This is a genomic window from Pseudoxanthomonas suwonensis (assembly GCF_010093235.1).
Taxonomy (GTDB): Bacteria; Pseudomonadota; Gammaproteobacteria; order Xanthomonadales; family Xanthomonadaceae; genus Pseudoxanthomonas; species Pseudoxanthomonas suwonensis.
Genome location: NZ_PDWP01000022.1, coordinates 49,886 through 66,124 on the forward strand (window position 1 = coordinate 49,886; position 16,239 = coordinate 66,124).

Annotated in this window: 15 protein-coding genes; 6 read left to right on the forward strand and 9 right to left on the reverse strand. The window is 71.6% G+C overall.

What is annotated here, in order from left to right; genetic code table 11:
• Window positions 1-74 precede the first annotated feature (74 nt).
• Window positions 75-2,135, forward strand: coding sequence for a TonB-dependent copper receptor (locus tag CSC68_RS11730; protein ID WP_162203738.1), 2,061 nt, complete (start codon window positions 75-77; stop codon window positions 2,133-2,135).
• A gap of 51 nt (window positions 2,136-2,186) precedes the next feature.
• Here CSC68_RS11730 and CSC68_RS11735 read toward each other — a convergent pair whose 3' ends face one another.
• A complete protein-coding gene (locus CSC68_RS11735) occupies window positions 2,187-3,458 on the reverse strand; it encodes a hypothetical protein (protein WP_162203739.1) in 1,272 nt (423 codons plus the stop codon).
• Window positions 3,455-3,850, reverse strand: a complete 396-nt coding sequence (locus CSC68_RS11740; protein WP_162203740.1) for a DUF2249 domain-containing protein — start codon at window positions 3,848-3,850, stop codon at window positions 3,455-3,457. The genes CSC68_RS11735 and CSC68_RS11740 overlap by 4 nt, the downstream gene beginning before the upstream one ends.
• Before the next feature lie 57 nt (window positions 3,851-3,907).
• Here CSC68_RS11740 and CSC68_RS11745 point away from each other — a divergent pair, with 57 nt between their 5' ends.
• On the forward strand, window positions 3,908-5,152 hold the full coding sequence (locus CSC68_RS11745; protein ID WP_170296352.1) for an alginate export family protein: 1,245 nt from the start codon (window positions 3,908-3,910) through the stop codon (window positions 5,150-5,152).
• A gap of 10 nt (window positions 5,153-5,162) precedes the next feature.
• Here CSC68_RS11745 and CSC68_RS16055 read toward each other — a convergent pair whose 3' ends face one another.
• The 3 genes from CSC68_RS16055 to CSC68_RS11755 are packed head-to-tail and all read right to left on the reverse strand — an operon-like array spanning window position 5,163 to window position 6,961.
• A complete protein-coding gene (locus CSC68_RS16055; RefSeq protein ID WP_281353869.1) occupies window positions 5,163-5,294 on the reverse strand; it encodes a hypothetical protein in 132 nt (43 codons plus the stop codon).
• 11 nt (window positions 5,295-5,305) lie between these two features.
• Window positions 5,306-5,707 carry a SirB2 family protein gene (locus CSC68_RS11750; RefSeq protein WP_162203741.1) on the reverse strand — a complete coding sequence of 134 codons (402 nt, stop codon included), beginning with the start codon at window positions 5,705-5,707 and terminating at the stop codon, window positions 5,306-5,308.
• Between the two features lie 9 nt (window positions 5,708-5,716).
• Window positions 5,717-6,961 (reverse strand): NnrS family protein, encoded by a 1,245-nt coding sequence (locus CSC68_RS11755; RefSeq protein WP_162203742.1) that lies wholly within the window; start codon window positions 6,959-6,961, stop codon window positions 5,717-5,719.
• 141 nt (window positions 6,962-7,102) lie between these two features.
• Here CSC68_RS11755 and CSC68_RS11760 point away from each other — a divergent pair, with 141 nt between their 5' ends.
• From CSC68_RS11760 to CSC68_RS11770, 3 genes are all read left to right on the forward strand, one after another.
• Window positions 7,103-7,357: a hypothetical protein gene (locus CSC68_RS11760; protein WP_162203743.1), complete on the forward strand. Its 255-nt coding sequence runs from the start codon at window positions 7,103-7,105 to the stop codon at window positions 7,355-7,357.
• Between the two features lie 198 nt (window positions 7,358-7,555).
• Complete coding sequence (locus CSC68_RS11765) at window positions 7,556-8,218, forward strand: class I SAM-dependent methyltransferase (RefSeq protein ID WP_162203744.1); 663 nt, start codon at window positions 7,556-7,558, stop codon at window positions 8,216-8,218.
• Window positions 8,215-8,535 carry a YkgJ family cysteine cluster protein gene (locus tag CSC68_RS11770; RefSeq protein WP_162203745.1) on the forward strand — a complete coding sequence of 107 codons (321 nt, stop codon included), beginning with the start codon at window positions 8,215-8,217 and terminating at the stop codon, window positions 8,533-8,535. The genes CSC68_RS11765 and CSC68_RS11770 overlap by 4 nt, the downstream gene beginning before the upstream one ends.
• Window positions 8,536-8,989: 454 nt before the next feature.
• Here the strand turns inward: CSC68_RS11770 and CSC68_RS11775 are convergent, their stop codons facing one another.
• Entirely contained in the window at window positions 8,990-11,287 is a 2,298-nt protein-coding gene (locus CSC68_RS11775; protein ID WP_162203746.1) for a nitric-oxide reductase large subunit, read from the reverse strand.
• A gap of 463 nt (window positions 11,288-11,750) precedes the next feature.
• Between CSC68_RS11775 and CSC68_RS11780 the strand changes: the two genes are divergently transcribed.
• Window positions 11,751-13,415: an esterase/lipase family protein gene (locus CSC68_RS11780; RefSeq protein ID WP_162203747.1), complete on the forward strand. Its 1,665-nt coding sequence runs from the start codon at window positions 11,751-11,753 to the stop codon at window positions 13,413-13,415.
• A gap of 7 nt (window positions 13,416-13,422) precedes the next feature.
• On the opposite strand, the gene CSC68_RS11785 is transcribed toward CSC68_RS11780, so the two are convergent.
• The 3 genes from CSC68_RS11785 to CSC68_RS11795 all read right to left on the reverse strand — a co-directional run.
• Window positions 13,423-14,181: a helix-turn-helix domain-containing protein gene (locus CSC68_RS11785; protein ID WP_162203748.1), complete on the reverse strand. Its 759-nt coding sequence runs from the start codon at window positions 14,179-14,181 to the stop codon at window positions 13,423-13,425.
• Between the two features lie 19 nt (window positions 14,182-14,200).
• Window positions 14,201-15,601, reverse strand: a complete 1,401-nt coding sequence (gene hemN / locus CSC68_RS11790) for an oxygen-independent coproporphyrinogen III oxidase (protein ID WP_162203749.1) — start codon at window positions 15,599-15,601, stop codon at window positions 14,201-14,203.
• A gap of 146 nt (window positions 15,602-15,747) precedes the next feature.
• On the reverse strand, window positions 15,748-16,239 hold a 492-nt coding region (locus CSC68_RS11795; protein WP_343039891.1), incomplete at its 5' end, for a hypothetical protein.

Consider the following 16,239-nt stretch of genomic DNA (forward strand, 5'->3'; position numbering starts at 1 on the left):
CACCATCAAGGCGCGCGCCATGGGCGCGGCCAAGACTGCGCGCACTCCAAGGGAACACGCGCAAGAGGCGCACCATGACCCGAACGCTGCTCGCAAGCGCCCTCGCCACGGCGCTCTGCGTCGTCGCCGCCCCCGCCGCCATCGCCGCGGACGGCCATGTACATACGGATATCGCGGCCACCGACCTGGAAGGCGTCGTGGTGCTGGGCGTGGCCCCCGTGGCCGCCGCGACCTTCACCACCGATCCGAAGCTGCCGCGCCAGCCGGTCCCGGCCAGCGACGGCGCCGACTACCTGAAGACCATCCCCGGCTTCTCCACCCTGCGCAGTGGCGGCACCAACGGCGACCCGGTGCTGCGCGGGATGTTCGGCTCGCGCATCGCCCTGCTGGTCAACGACGGCGCGCTCAGCGGCGCCTGTCCCTCGCGCATGGACAACGCCATGTCCTACATCGCGCCGGAGACCTACGACCGCCTGACCGTGGTCAAGGGTCCGCAGACCGTGCTGTGGGGCGGTGGCGCCTCGGCCGGCACGGTGCGCTTCGAACGCGAGATCCCGTACTTCGACCGCCCCGGCCTGCGCGCGCAGGGCAGCGTCCTGGCCGGCGGCAACGGCCGCAACGACCAGGTGCTGGACGTCAGCGCCGGCACCCCGCGCGGTTACCTGCGCGCGGCCGGAAACCGCTCCGAGGCCGACGACTACCGCGGCGGCGATGGCCGCCGCGTGCCATCGGCCTGGGACAGGTGGAATACCGATGCAGCCATCGGCTGGACCCCCGATGCCGACACCGTGCTGGAACTGTCCGCCGGCGCCGGCGACGCGCAGGCCCGTTACGCCGGCCGCGGCATGGACGGCTCGCAATTCCGTCGCGACAGCCTCGGCCTGCGCTTTGAAAAGAAGCACATGGGCGGCGTGCTCGATGCGGTGGTGGCCAACCTCTACCGCAACGAGGTCGACCACGTGATGGACAACTACAGCCTGCGCGACCCGGATCCGGGCTCGGCCATGCCCATGCCGATGGCCAGCAACGTCGGCGACACCAGCGAAGGCGGACGCGTGGCCCTGACCTTCCAGCACGACCGCTGGGAACTGACCGCCGGCGTCGACGGCAGGCAGGGCGAGCACCGTCGGCGCAGCGCCATGGGCCGCGGCGCCTGGCAGCAGGCGCCGTGGAGCCATGACGCGCGTACCCGCAGCCTGGGTGTGTTCGCCGAATCGCACTGGCACATCGACGAGGTCCACCACCTGATGTCCGGCCTGCGCGTGGACCACGCCCGCGTCGCGGACCGCCGCGCCCAGGTCGGCAGCGGCATGTCGGCCATGCCCAACCCGACCGCCGGGCATCGCCGCGAGGAGACCCTCGCCGGGGGCTTCCTGCGCTACGAGCACGACATGGCCGGGCGCTTCGGCTGGTATGCCGGCCTCGGCCATGCCGAGCGCATGCCGGACTACTGGGAGCTGTTCTCGCCCACGATGGGGCCACAGGGCGCGGCCAATGCCTTCGCCGGCGTGCAGCCGGAGCGCACCACCCAGCTCGATGCCGGCCTGCAGTACCGTGCCGGCGCCTTCGAGGCCTGGGCCTCGGTCTATGCCGGGCGGATCGACGACTACATCGTGTTCGACTACCTGTCCGGCGGGATGACGGGCAGCGCCACGCGCGCGCGGAACCTGGACGCGGACATCGCCGGTGGCGAACTGGGCATGGATTGGAAGCCGCGTGCCGGGCTGAAGCTCGGCGGCGCGCTGGCCTATGCCTGGGGTCGCACCGGCGAGGGCGCGCTGCCGCAGATGCCGCCGCTGGAGGCGCGCCTGAGCGCCAGCGTGGAGCAGGGCGACTGGTCCTGGGGCGCGTTGCTGCGCGTGGCCGCGCACCAGCACCGCGGCAATACCGGCCAGGGCAACGTGGTCGGCCGCGACCTGGGCCCGAGTCCGGGTTTTGCGGTGTTCTCGCTCAACGGCGGCTACCGCCTGGACGAACACCTGCAGCTGGCCGCGGGCATCGACAACCTGTTCGACCGCCACTACCGCGAGCACCTCAACGCCGCCGGCAACAGCGGTTTCGGCTATCCCGCCGAGCCGGAGCGCATCGCCGAACCGGGGCGCACGGCCTGGATCAAGCTCAACTTCAGGTACTGAGCCGGCTGTCGCCGGCGGCGGCATGATCGCCGCCGCCGGACATCCGCGCCTTCAGCGGTAGGCTTCCGGATGCATCCGGAAGTGGCGCGCGCGTCGCAGGCAACGCAGCAGGCAGAGCGCAGTCGCCGCATGGGCCGCGGCCAGGGCCAGGCCGGCGGCAAGCGTCGCCAGCGGTCCGAGAAGCGCAGCCGGCAGCAGCACCGCCGCGACAAGATGCAGGGCCAGGGCGCGGCGCTTGTCTTCCTCCGGCTGCAGGCGGCCCACCGCGGGAATGCGCATGCCGCGCGGGCAGCGGCCGCGCAGGTCCACCCAGGCGATGAACGCGACGATCTCCAGCAGCATGCCGGTGACCAGCAGCGGTGTGCCGACCCCCAGGCCCAGCGCTCCGGCAAGCATGGCCCACGCCGGTGCTTCCAGGCCTGGAGCGCCGGCCGCACCCGCGCAGGCCGCCACGGCCGCCAGGCACAGCGCGATGCAGCCGGCGCACCAGAAGCGCACCAGGACCGGATTGCGCCGGTGCGGCGCCTGCCATTGCAGCCACAGCACTGCGGCGGCGAGGACGCCGGCCTGCAGGGCGAGGGCCAGCGTGACCACGGCGGCCGGTGCGCCCAGCAACCGCGCCACTGCCGCGGCCAGCGGCAGGGCCACCGCTGCGACGGTCCAGGCACGCTGCGCGCGTGGCCCCACCTGCGCCGTGCCCTGGAACATCGGCACGGTCACGCCTCCCACTGCCGCCAGCAGGCCAAGCAGCCAGCCGCCGCCGCCAAGCATGGCGTGGGCGTCCACCACCTGGTCCAGGGGCAGCATGAGGTAGCCGCGCAACAGTGCGGTCGCCACCACGCCCAGCAGCGCCGTCGCCGCCAGTGCCAGCAGCGCCGCGCCGATGCCCGCCCGCAGCAGCCGCTGCGTTCCCCGGCGCAGCAGCGCCGGCAGGGGCGGGGCGAGCACGGGCAACAGCGATGCCGCGAGCAGGGTCGCCGCCGCGGGCAGCAGCGCGGGCCAGTGGCAAAGCGCCAGTACGAACAGGGCCAGGCCCAGGTTCAGCGCCGCATGCGCCAGCGGCAGCAGGCGCACGGCGCGCACCGGCGTGCCCGCGGCCACCGGCAGGAACTGCAGCAGGCTGCCGAGCATGGCGTTGCCAAGCACGCCCAGGGTGAACACATGTACCAGGGCCACCACCGGCGGCGACCAGCGTCCGCCGTCCAGGAGGTGCGGGTCGGCGGCCATCATCGTGCCGGCAACGATGCCCCATGCAGGCGCGCACAGCAGGAAGCGCAGCGGCCGCGCCGCCGGCGGCGCGGCCGCGAAGGCCAGGCCGCTCACGCCCGTGCCGTTGCCGCGCCCGGAGCGGGCGCAGAGGTGGAGGCAGACCCGGTGCGCGGCCGCCGCCAGATCGCGATGCGGCAGCCCCCTTCGGGCAGATCCGCAAGCCGCCATGCCGAGCCCTGCGCTTCCAGCATGGGCAGCAGCGGTACCGGACGGAACGGCGTCAGCGCCACCAGGACGGCGCGTGCGGGCAGGGCATCCAGCGCTTCGAGGATGTGCTGCAGCGGTTCGGGCGGCGGCAGGTGGCGGAGGTCGAGCAGAGGGGACATGGCGATCGGTGGGCGGGTGCGGGCCGCTGCACGTTCGCAGCGCGGCCGCCGCGATGCATTGACGTACATCAGCCGCGTGCGCGTATCACCCCGCCGCCGCGGCGTCTTGACCCTGGTCATGGCTCCCCGGCGCCGACGGGCCCAGCGTGCGCGCAACCCCACACACCGGCTCCCCCGATGCCTGTCCAATACCGTCCGCGCCACATCGTCCCCCTGCTTGCCCTGGTCATGCTTCCCCTGCCGGCGTTGGCCGCGCAGGACGAAGGCCCCGGAACCTGGCTCGACCTGCGCTACCGCCACGAACGCGTGGACCAGTCCGGCTTCGGCGAGGATGCGGTCGCCGACACCTTGCGCCTGCGCGTGGGCGCGCGCAGCGCGCCGTGGCACGGCTGGTCGGCGCTGGCCGAGGCCGACGCGGTGCTGGGCCAGGACGATGGTCGCTACAACGACACCCGCAATGGCCGCCGGGCCTATCCCGTGGTCGCCGATCCGGCCGGCGCGGAGATCAACCAGGCCCTGCTGCGCCACGCCGGCACGCGCACCGTCGCGACCCTGGGGCGGCAGCGGATCAACCTGGACAACCAGCGCTTCGTCGGCGGCAGCGCCTGGCGGCAGAACGAGCAGACCTACGACGGCGTGCGCCTGCAGCTGGCCGCCACGCCGCGCCTGGCGCTGGATTACGCCTGGATCGGCGGCGTCAGCACCATCTTCGGGCCGGCCGACAGCAGCGCCTCCACCCGCGCCAACCGTTCCGACAGCGGCGGCGACAGCCACGTGCTGCGCGCCGCGTTGCAGCTTGCGCCATCGCTGCGCCTGGTCGCCTACCACTACCGGGTGGAACTGGAGGACATGGCGGTCACTGCGGCAGCGCCGCTGGGCACCCTGGACAGCCGTACCAGCGGCCTGCGCCTGGAGGGAACCCGGGGTCCGTGGAGCTATGCGGCCGAATACGCAGGCCAGCGGGACCTGGCGGGCAACCCGTGGGGGCTCGACAGTCGCTACGTACTGGCGGAGCTGGGCTATGGCCTCGCGGGCGGCACCGTGCTGAAGGCCGGATACGAGTCGCTGGGCGGCGGCGAAGGCGAGGGCAACCGCGCCTTCCAGACCCCGCTGGCGACCCGGCATGCCTTCCAGGGCTGGGCCGACGTGTTCCTGACCACGCCGGCGCAGGGCGTGGACGACCGTTACGTGGGCGCCACGGTGCCGCTGGCCGGCGGCAGCCTGCAGGCCTGGTACCACGACTTCGCCGCCGAGCGCGGCGGCGGCAGCTATGGCCAGGAGCTGGATGTTTCCTACGCGCACGCGGTACCGGGCGTGCAGGGCCTGTCCGGCCTGCTCAAGCTGGCCCGCTACCGCAGCGACGACGCGGCTTACAGCGCCGACACCGGCAAGCTCTGGCTGCAGCTGCAGTACAGCTACTGAGGCGGCGTGGCTAGCCGGCGGACGGATCCGCCGGCGGCACGGTTTCCAGGAACAGCGCCACGCCTGCTGCGTCGCAGGATTCCTGCAGCAGCAGGCTGGCCGCCAGGCACGGATCGGGAAGTTCGGGGCACTCGTGTTCCATGGTTCCTCCGCTCAGCCGCCAAGCAGGTAGAGCGCCCCCAGCGGATGGTGGGCGCGGGCGATGCAGTAGGCCTGAAGGAAGCACAGCGCCGCGCCGGCCAGCAGCCCCGCGCGGACGCCGGGCCCGCGGCGCGGACGGAAGGCCAGGATGCCCAGCACCACGTAGCTGGCGACGAAGCCAAGCTTCACCAGCAGCCAGCCGTTGGCGTACAGCTCGCGCGGCAGGATGGTCAGCAGCATCAGCGCCGCGGTCAGCAGCACGGTATCGATCGTGTAGCTGAGGTAGCGCGGCAGCGCGTGCCGCGGCCATTGCAGGCCTGCCAGCAGCGACAGTCCGCGCAGGGCGAAGAAGCTGCCGCTGAGCATCACGGCGCTGATGTGGACGAGCTTGATCTGCGGATAGAACTCGATCATGGGAGTGGCTCAGCCGGGACGACCGTCGCGGCGCGGGGTGAGGTAGACATGGCCGATGCGCGCCACCCAGGGCGACAGCGCCAGCAGCCAGCCGATCGCGGCCAGTGCCTGCCACAGCCCCGGATCGGGCAGCACGTCGGCGAGGATGCGCAGGGTGGCCACGACCTGGATCGCCGCGAACGCGAACCAGGCGATGCCGTACATCCGCAGCGGACGCCCGGAATGGCCCTGGGTCACGCGGGTGACCATCGCCACCAGCAGGCTGCCGAAGAAACCGATGAACAGCGCGTGCATCGGCGCGCGTCCCAGGATGAATTCCCCGGTGACGCCATATACCGCGCTCTGCGCCAGGTACAGGGCGAAGGTGACCGGCAGCCAGGTGGTGCCGATGAACAGCACCGCCAGCAGGCCGGGCATGCGCGTGCGCGGCCACCAGCGCCACACGGCCAGGGTGGTGAGCGCCAGCAGCGGTGCGTCGGCGATCCACAGCCAGGCGTAGCCATGCACCAGTTCCAGGCCGAGATGGACCAGCGCCAGCACCCACACCGCCAGCAGCCACCACAGCGGCCGCCACGCGCGGTAGCCGGGCACGGCATTGCCGGCGAAGAACGGGAACATGCGATGGGCTACGGTCACGTACAGCGGCAGCAGCAGGCCGAATCCGCCGAGCTTGATGCTGGCGAAGGCCCACTGCGCGGATGCGCCCAGCACGAAGGCCAGGAACATCGCCAGGCCCAGCCAGCCCAGCACCAGCGCGGCGAAGCAGGACCATGCATGCATGGTGCGTCCGCGCTCGTCGGCCAGCAGCCGGCCGAGCAGGAACAGGGCCGTGCTCCATCCGGCAAGCGCCATCCACAGGCCAATGGTCAGGCCCGCTTCCAGGCCGGCGGCACCGAGCAGGATGGCCAGCTGGCCACCCATCAGTCCGGCGCCCACCGGCAGGTAATGCCGGCGCTGCAGCTCCGGCAGGCCCATCCAGCGCGGGAACACGGTCAGCAGGAAGCCGAACACGAAGCTGGGCAGGACCAGGTACTGCATCAGGAAGGCGTGCAGCCAGCCGGCGGGAACCGGCAGCTCCGGCATGCTCCATGCGCCCCAGCGCGCCGATACCAGCCACAACGCCCACCACAGCATCGCCAGCAGCACGTTGGCCGCGCCGATGAAGAACATCAGCCGGTGCGGGGCATGCGCGAGCCAGGCCGGCGAGGGCCGGACGCGACCGGGACGGGGCAGGGGAACGGTCTCGATGTGCATGGCCGCAGTCTGTCCGCCACCCGTGGGGGGCGCCTTGACCCAGGTCAGCCCGGAGCGTTGCGGCGGGTTTGACCAGGGTCAAGGCGGGACGCGCGTGCGCTGCCTAACGTGCCGCCGCATCGACCACGCCACGAGGAACGCATGAGCCATCCATCCGACCCTGCCGATACCGGAGCCGGCCTGTCGCGCCTGGCCGCCATCAGCGCGGCCCTGCGCCCGCACGATCCCGGCGCGCAGGTGGCCCTGGACCCGGACCACGGCAGCGTCCAGGTCCTCACCGTGCTTGATCCGGAGGAGGTGGACCGCATCCTCGCCGCGGCCGGGATCCCGACTGCCCCCGCGCAGGCCAGGTCCGGCGGCGGCTGCGGTTGCGGTTGTTCCTGCGGCGGCGGCTGAGCCTGGCGTCGCGGCCTTCCCGGGTGCCGCGCGCCGCGGCGCCCCACCCGGCGCTTGGGCGGGGTTCATGGGGCCGGGTGGTACCATGGCCGCCGAGCCCCGTGCTCCCACGCGCGTCCCGCGCGGCCATACGGCCCCGATTCGCTCCCTTCCACACTGAGAGGCCCGCCCGTGCGCGGCCAGCCCGGGGAGCCGCACATGCCAGGTTACGAAACCCGCCAAGAACACGTCGCCATCGGCGGCCACGACTACCGCCTGCGCGTGCTGGCCGACCGCCAGCAGTTCTGGGATCCGGACGGGCATGGCGAACGCCTGGGCATCTCCTCGGCGCAGTGGGCGCTGTTCGGGCAGCTGTGGCCCGCCGGCGAGCTGCTGGCGCGGGCGATGCAGGACTTCGACATCCGTGGCAAGCGCATCCTCGAACTGGGCTGCGGCATCGGCCTGGCCAGCCTGGTCCTGCAGCGTCGCGGCGCCGACGTGGTGGCCTCGGACATGCATCCGCTGGCCGAGGTGTTCCTGGCCTACAACGCCGCGCTCAACGAACTGCCGGCGCTGCACTACCGCCACCTCAACTGGGACGAGCCGCTGCCGGAACTGGGTCGTTTCGACCTGATCATCGCCAGCGACGTGCTGTACGAGAGCGGCCACGCGGCGTTGCTTGGCGGCGTGGTCGACCGCCACGCGCAGCCGGAGGCGGAGGTGCTGGTGGCCGATCCGGGCCGCGGCAACAGTGCCCACCTCAACCGCCAGATGGGCGGGCGCGGCTTCGAACTGGAGGAACGGCGCTGCGCGCTGCATCCCGACGAGGCGCCGCCTTTCCGCGGCCGCCTGCTGCATTACACCCGCGGCGGCCACGCGTGAGCCGCCACGGCGCCCGGCACGCGCGCTGCGCGGCCGAGTGCAGCCACTGCGATGCGGTGTGCTGCCGGCTGACGGTGGTGCTGGACGAGGGCGACCATGTTCCCGAACACCTGACCGAGCTGTTGCCGGGCGGGGCGCGGGTGATGGCGCATGGTGCCGATGGCTGGTGCGTGGCGCTGGATGCGGAGCACCGCAACTGCGGCATCTATGACGACCGCCCGGATACCTGCCGGCGCTTCGTGATGAACGGCCCTTACTGCCGCTCGGTGCGCAGCGAGCACGCCGCACGCGAGCCGATTCCCCTGCTGCTGCGCTGACCCGTTCCATGCTTCCTTCCCCCACCGCGAGGGGTTGGGGCAGGCGGGAAGGGAAGGCTCGCGATGCCGGTTGCGCCTCGCCCCGGAAAGGCGAAGCTCCAGGAGCAAGGGCTTTGGCCTGCCGTCTCGCGGCTTTGGCGGGCCACCTGTTCCCTGCTTGTGCAAGAGCGCTTTTCAGCAGCCGGATGGCTGGTCAAAAGCAACCAAAGGACAGCAAAGCCCGACCCGCTCGCCGTGGCCTGGCCAGCCGGTGCCCGCGCTCCTTGCGACGGCGGTCGTGGACCATGACCCACCCGGACATATGGGTCTCTACGGCCGACCGTTGCTGCGATGCCCGCCGAACTGCAACGGGCGGCGAGAAGCACAGGCCACGGCAACCGCCACAACCCCGGGCCTGACGCAAAAAAAGACGGGCCGCGAATGCGGCCCGTCCTGTGTCCAGCTTCCTGGCGGATCAGCGGCGCGGCACGATCGCCGCCGCGGCCACGGTGGTGGCCGACGAGACCGGCGCGCCGCGCTTGGGCGCCACCCACAGCCGGAACACGAACCAGGCCAGGGCCAGCGCACCGACGCTGAACAGCGTGTCGGCCGGCACGCGCATCCACACCAGCAGGTCGATGATCGGCTGCTGCATGAACTCCGCCGAGCGCGCGAACCAGTAGCCGTGCTCGATCGCCGCATCCAGCTGCAGGATGCCCAGCGGAAGCAGGGTGAACAGCGACATGCCGGCCAGGCCGATGTTGAGCGACCAGAAGCAGGTCTTCAGCAGGCGCTCGCTCCATTGCAGGTCGGGCTTGAGCCCGCGCAGGCAGAACAGCATCAGGCCGATGCCGAGCATGCCGTACACGCCGAACATCGCGGTGTGGCCGTGGTTGGCGGTCAGGTTCAGGCCCTGCATGTAGTACAGCGGCAGCGGCGGGTTGATCAGGAAGCCGAACAGGCCGGCGCCCACCAGGTTCCAGAACGAGACCGCCAGGAAGAACATGATCGGCCACTTGTAGCGTGCCATCCACGGCGTGGCCTTGCCCAGCCTGTAGTTGTGCCAGGCCTCGAAGCCCACGTAGGCCAGCGGCACCACTTCCAGCGCCGAGAAGCTGGCGCCCAGGCCGATGACGGCGGTCGGGGTGCCGGTGAAGTACAGGTGGTGCAGGGTGCCGAGCACGCCGCCGGCCATGAAGATGATGGTGGCGAACAGCACCGCGACGGTGGCCGAACGCACCTGCAGCAGGCCCAGGCGGGTGAACAGGAAGGCGATCACCGCCACCGCGAACACCTCGAAGAAGCCTTCCACCCACAGGTGCACCACCCACCAGCGCCAGTACTCGACCATCGACAGGTGGCTGTGCTCGCCCCACATCAGGCCGGCCGAATAGAACACGCCTATCGCGACCACCGACAGGAACAGCAGGCCCACGATCGAGCGCGATTCGGCGCCCTTGCGCATCGCCGGCCACAGGGCGCGGCCGACCAGTACCAGCCACAGCAGCAGGCCGACGAACAGGAACCACTGCCAGAACCGGCCAAGGTCGACGTATTCCCAGCCCTGGTGGCCGAACCAGAAGTTGTGGGCCAGGCCCAGCTTCTGCATCACCGCCATCCACTGTCCGGCGAAGGAACCGACCACGATCACCAGCAGGCAGGTCCACAGCACGTTGACGCCCAGGCGCTGGAACTTCGGCTCGTGCCCGGAGATGGCCGGGGCGATGTACAGGCCCATGCCCAGCCACGCGGTGGCGATCCACAGCACGGCCAGCTGGGTATGCCAGGTGCGGGTCAGCGCGTAGGGGAGGATCTCGGACAGGGCGAAGCCGTAGGCCTCCTGGCCCTCGACCTGGTAGTGCGCGGTGGTCGCGCCCAGCAGGATCTGCACCAGGAACAGCGCGATCACCACCCAGAAGTACTTGGCGGTGGCGCGCATCGAGGGCGTGACCTTGATCAGCGCCAGCGGATCGGACTTGGGCAGCACCGGCTGCATTTCCTCGCCGTGGCCGGTGGCGTAGTGCCAGCCCAGCAGGCCGACGCCGGCGATCAGGAACAGCACGCTGAACACCGTCCAGATCAGCAGGTTGGACGGCGGGGTGTTGCCGACCAGTTCGTCATGCGGCCAGTTGGCGGTGTAGCTGATCTCCGAGCCCGGACGCTCGGTCACCGAGGCCCAGGCCGCCCACCAGTAGAACGCCGCCAGCTGGCGGCGATGCCCGGCGTCCGGCACCGCGTCGTTGCGCATGGCATAGGCCTCGCGCAGCTCCGCCGTCGCCGGGTCGTTGGAGAACAGGCTCTCGTAGTGCGCGGAGACCTTGGCCATCGCCGCGGCGCGCTCGGCGTCGAGGGTGATGGTGCCGCTGTCCGCGTCCCAGGTGTTGGGCCGCAGCAGGGCCTGCACGCGCTTCGCGTACGCGGCCTGGGTCGGTTCGTCCAGCTGCTTGTACGAATCGACGCCATGCTCGCGCGCGGCCCAGGCATCGAGGATGGCCTCGGCCTCGCGGTGCAGCCAGTCCGCGCCCCAGTCCGGCGCCACGTAGCCGCCGTGGCCCCAGATCGAGCCCAGCTGCTGGCCGCCGATCGACTGCCAGACCTGGCGTCCGGTCTCGATGTCGGCGCGGGTGTAGACCACGGTGCCGTCGGTGGTGACCACCTGTTCGGGCATGGGTGGCGCCTGGCGATGGATCTCGCTGCCGACCCACAACAGGGCGGCGAACGAGGCGAAGAGCAGGACCGCCAGGCCTGCCCAGAGCTTGCGTGTTGGATCCATGATGCGGCCTCTCCGGGGAAGGAACGGCCGCATCTTCGGCAGCGGGGCCGGCGGCGGCCCTGACGCAGGTCAAGCCGCGGACACTGGCGGTGCTGGAGCGGTGAGCCGGCGCAGTTGTCGCGTGACGGGATAGGCAGTACGGGCGCGATGCGCGTCCGGTCCCAGGTGGCCGGCATGCCGTGGCGGGAGCAGAAGGCTTCCGCACCGCAACCCCGGCGGCGCCCTGCCGGTCGGCGGTGCAGGTGCCCGGGCGCCGCATGCATGCACCGCACAGGACGGCCCATCGCGTTGACGCGGCAGGGGCCATGGCCCGGTAAATTCCAGTTCCCATCCCGCCGCCTTCCCGGGTGCCATGCCGGTGCACAGGAAGCCCTCTCCAGCGATCGAACAGGTGCCGGGGCACCCAGGCCGCATCCGCGGCCGGGGCGCGACGGCACCGGCGATCCGTCGCGGGACGCTGCTGGTGGCCGCAGTGCTGGCCGGCTGCGTGGCCACGCCCCGCGAACCTTCCGCTGCCGCCGCAGCGGCTGGTCCACGCACGCAGCAGGAGGCCGCCGCGCTCGCCCGCCGCGCCGCGCGCGAGCCGGACCCGTCGATCCGCACGCGCCTGTGGCTGGACTGCGCGTCCGCGGTCCATGCCGCGCTGGACGGGGAGGCGGCCCCGCCGGATGCGGGAATCGCACTGGCGGACCATTGTTCGACGCAGGCGCTGCTGGACCTGTTCCGCCGCCATCCCGGCGGATGGCAACCCGGGCGGCGGCGCATCGCCGGACGCGAGCTGGAGTTACGGATCGAAGGTGCCAGCCCGATGGCCCGTGGTGCCTATACGATCACCCCGGCGCAGGATGTCCCGGTGCCGCCGGGCTGGGACTTCCGCCAACCCGGGTTCGGCCTGCCACTGGTGCTGCGCGCCGACCGCTGCACCGATGCGCCCGATTGTGCGCTGTACACGCCGGAAGGGATCTACCGCTGGGCCACCGCCTGGATCGAGCATGGCGACGACGTCCCCGTCGTACGCATCGTCGACCCGGTGGCGACGCCGTCGACCACCGTGGGCGGGCGCGGGATGCGGCTCTCCTTCGATGCGTTCTCGGCCTACTGGAAGGGCGCGATGGCCTCGCGCCTTCCGCGGCTGGGCGTCTACGGGCTGCTCGGAGGCGATGGCATCGGCCGGCGCGCGGGCGCCTACCTGCTCACGGACTACGATCCGCGCAAGACGCCGGTGGTAATGGTGCACGGGCTGGGCAGCCACCCGATCATCTGGGCCGAACTGTCAGGTGCCATCTGGGCCGATCCGGTGCTGCGCGACAGCTACCAGGTCATCCACGTCGTATTCCAGACCAACGCCCCGCTGCTGGTGTCCACGCAACGCGTCCGCACGTACCTGGACCGGATGTGGGAACTGCTCGACCCCGAAGGCGACGACCCGGCGCGCGGGAAGATGGTGCTGGTCGGCCACAGCCTGGGCGGAGTGGTCGCGCGCCTGCTCGCGGTCGACAGCGGACGGGTGCTGTGGGATGCGGCGTTCACCGTCGCCCCCGGGCAGCTCCACGGGGCGGCGGAGGACGTGGCGGCGATCCAGGACATCTTCCTGTTCGATCCGTATCCGGGTGTCTGCGCGGTGGTCATGCTCGCCGCTCCGCACAAGGGCAGCCCGGCCGCATCGGGGTTCGCCGGGCGACTGGCCCGGGCGCTGGTGGCCCGCCGCGCACCGGAGATCCAGGCACTCAGGGAGGTGACGCTGGCCCACCCGGAGGACGTGCGCGACGAGGTGCGCGACAGCTACCGCTTCGCCCGGCTCGACAGCATCTGGACCCTGCGCGCGCCGCAACCGGTGCGGCGGACCGGCGAATCGCTGCTGCCGGCGCCGGGCATCCGCTACCACACCATCGCCGGCTACCTCCACGGGCAGGGCGGCGACGGCCTGCGGCCGCTGGAAAGCGCCCTGCTGCCGGGCGCGCGCTCGACCCTGGTGGTGGACCAGGGGCACACGCTCTACCGCGATCCGGTGGTCATCGGCCGCGTGCTGGAGATCCTGCGCGAGGAACGCGGGCTGCCGTGCGCGGGCGCGGCCGATCCCGGGAACACGGCCGATGCGGGGGATGTCGCCCGGGACATGCCGGCCTAGCGGGACTTCAGTCGCGCAGGACCGCCAGGGCCAGCGCTTCCAGGCGCTCCATGTCCAGCACTTCCACGTCGCGCAGCTTGATGTGCAGCAGGCCGTCGGTCTCGAACCGGCGCAGCACGCGGCTGACCGTCTCCGGCGCCAGGCGCAGGTAGTTGGCGATGTCGGTGCGCGACATGGTGAGCTGGAAGCGGCGCGGCGAGAAGCCGCGCGCGGCCAGGCGCCGCGACAGGCCGATCAGGAACGCGGCCATGCGTTCGTCGGCGGTGTTGTCGCGGGCGAACAGCGAGGCCACGCCGATGTCGCGGCTCATCAGCCGGAACAGGTGCTGCTGCAGGTTGGGCAGGCGCTGGGCCAGCAGTGCGATCTTGGGGAACGAGAACCGGCACAGCATCACCGTGTCCAGCGCCACCGCGTTGCAGGGATAGCGGTCGTCGTGGATCGCGTTGAGGCCGATCACCTCGCCGGGCAGGTGGAAGCCCAGTACCTGCTCGTGGCCGTTGCGGTCGACCTGGTAGGTCTTCACCGTGCCGGCGCGCACGGCGGCGATCGCGCCGAACGCATCGCCCTCGCGGAACACGTGTTCGCCGGGGTGCAGCGGGCCGACATGCTCGACCAGCACGTGCAGGTCCATGAGCGCGGCCTTGTCCATGCCCTCGGACATGCAGGCCTGGGAGAAGGCGCAGGTGGAGCAGAAGGTCAGCGCATCGCCGTCGTCGGCCATGACCGCCGGGCCGGTGCGCGGGAAGACGACGCCGGGGCTGTTCATGCGCAGCGCTCCACCGCCGTCAGACGGTACGCGAATACCGGGGCGCGGCGGAATCGTTGGCGGGCTGGAGGTAGCGGTCGAAGCACATGGCGATGATACGCAGCAACAGGCGTCCGCGCGACGTGGCCTGCAGGCCGGCTTCGCCCAGCTCGACCAGGCCGTCTGCCTGCAACGGCTCCAGGCGGGCCAGCGCATCGGCGAAGTAGCGGCGGAAATCGATGACGTGACGGCGGCCGAGGGCGTCGTAGTCCAGGCGGCCATGGCACATCAGCTGCTGGATCACGTCGGCGCGGATCACGTCGTCCTCGTCCATGCGCATGCCACGCCACACCGGCAGGCGGCCCTCGTCGATCGCCTGCTCCCAGCCGCCGATATCGCGCGGGTTCTGGCTGAAGCTGGCGCCGACGTGGCTGATCGCGCTCACGCCCAGGCCGACCAGGTCGCTCTCGGCATGGGTGGTGTAGCCCATGAAGTTGCGGTGCAGGCCGCCTTCGCGCTGCGCGCGCGCCAGCTCGTCGGTCGGCAGGGCGAAGTGGTCCATGCCGATGTACTCGTAGCCGGCCTGGCCGAGCTTCTCGATCGCCAGCCGCAGCAGGTCCAGCTTCTGCTCCGGCGAGGGCAGGTCCGCGGCATGGATGCGCTGTTGCGGGCGGAACAGGTTCGGCAGGTGGGCATAGCCGTAGATCGCCAGGCGGTCCGGCCGTACCTGCAGGGTGATGTCGAGGGTGCGCTCGAAGCCCTCCAGCGTCTGCTTCGGCAGGCCGTAGATCAGGTCCACGTTGACCGAGCGGAAGCCATGCGCGCGGCAGGCGTCGATGATACCGAGGGTCTGCTCCACGCCCTGGACGCGGTTGACCGCCTGCTGCACCACCGGATCGAAGTCCTGCACGCCGAGGCTGGCGCGGTTGAAGCCGGCCGCGGCCAGCTCGCCCACCTCGGCCGGGGTGATGAAGCGCGGATCCAGCTCGATCGAGCAGTCCATGCGTTCGCCGGACGCGAAGTGGAAATGCCGGCGCAGCACGTCCATCACCTCGGCGATCTGCTGCGGATCGAGGAAGTTCGGCGTGCCTCCGCCGAAGTGCACCTGCTCCACGTCGCGGTCGCGGTCGAACAGCTCCGAGGCCATGCCGATCTCGCGGTACAGCCGGGTCAGGTAGGCCGCGCCGCGCGACTTGTCGCGGGTGATGATCCGGTTGCAACCGCAGTAGAAGCACGGGCTGGTGCAGAACGGCACGTGCAGGTACAGCGAGATCGGGCGCGGGATCGGGTCGCCGTTGCTGGCGGCCGCCACCGCGCGCAGGTCCGCTTCGCCGAAGCCGGGGGTGAACTGCGGCGCGGTCGGGTAGGAGGTGTAGCGCGGCCCCGGCACGTCGTAGCGCTGGAGCAGCTCGGGATCGAACAGGGAGGACAGGCTGGCCATGCGGGAGACGTTAGGCTTGCCCGCCGGGCCTGTCCTTGATGCAAGTCAATGGGCGCCACCTGCAGGCGATGGCTTCAGCAATGTGAGGACGGGCGTCCCGGGACGTGGACCGATTCCCGGGACGCAGGCCGGGTGTCGGCGGCGGCTCAGGAGATCGCCAGCGACATCGATGCGCGCGGGCCGGTCTGCAGGAACTCCAGGTGGGCCGGCACGGCGAAGCCGGAGCGTTGCAGTGCGCCCAGCAGCCGCGCGGCCGCGTCCGGATCGCTGGCGGCGCGCCCGGCGAGGATGTCCCGGGCGCAGGTGGCCTCGGCGATGTGCAGCGACGCCTCGTTGATGTCCTCCGGCAGGCGCGCGACCAGCAGGGACTCCAGTTCGGCCATGTAGTCGTCCAGGCTGGCGCGGTCGGCTGCCGGCGCGGCATCGATGGCCGCGTCGCGGGCGTTGAGCAGGGAAATCACCGCCGGATGCCCCGCCGGATACCGCGGCCCGGCCAGGTAGCGCCAGGCCATCCGCCCCAGGATCGCCACGCCGGCGACGATGCCGGCGGCCAGCGCGAGCGTGCCCAGCGGCCCGAGCCTGTCGCTTATACCGAGCTCAGAGCCCACGAGACTACTGAGCAGCACGAATGCCGTATT

Bases quoted from the DNA above. Each gene is read 5' to 3' on its own strand.
- CSC68_RS11730 (WP_162203738.1), top strand. From the start codon at position 75: ATGACCCGAACGCTGCTCGCAAGCGCCCTCGCCACGGCGCTCTGCGTC.
- CSC68_RS11740 (WP_162203740.1), bottom strand. From the start codon at position 3,850: ATGACCAGGGTCAAGACGCCGCGGCGGCGGGGTGATACGCGCACGCGG.
- CSC68_RS11745 (WP_170296352.1), top strand. From the start codon at position 3,908: ATGCCTGTCCAATACCGTCCGCGCCACATCGTCCCCCTGCTTGCCCTG.
- CSC68_RS16055 (WP_281353869.1), bottom strand. From the start codon at position 5,294: ATGGAACACGAGTGCCCCGAACTTCCCGATCCGTGCCTGGCGGCCAGC.
- CSC68_RS11750 (WP_162203741.1), bottom strand. From the start codon at position 5,707: ATGATCGAGTTCTATCCGCAGATCAAGCTCGTCCACATCAGCGCCGTG.
- CSC68_RS11755 (WP_162203742.1), bottom strand. From the start codon at position 6,961: ATGCACATCGAGACCGTTCCCCTGCCCCGTCCCGGTCGCGTCCGGCCC.
- CSC68_RS11760 (WP_162203743.1), top strand. From the start codon at position 7,103: ATGAGCCATCCATCCGACCCTGCCGATACCGGAGCCGGCCTGTCGCGC.
- CSC68_RS11765 (WP_162203744.1), top strand. From the start codon at position 7,556: ATGCCAGGTTACGAAACCCGCCAAGAACACGTCGCCATCGGCGGCCAC.
- CSC68_RS11775 (WP_162203746.1), bottom strand. From the start codon at position 11,287: ATGGATCCAACACGCAAGCTCTGGGCAGGCCTGGCGGTCCTGCTCTTC.
- CSC68_RS11785 (WP_162203748.1), bottom strand. From the start codon at position 14,181: ATGAACAGCCCCGGCGTCGTCTTCCCGCGCACCGGCCCGGCGGTCATG.
- hemN (WP_162203749.1), bottom strand. From the start codon at position 15,601: ATGGCCAGCCTGTCCTCCCTGTTCGATCCCGAGCTGCTCCAGCGCTAC.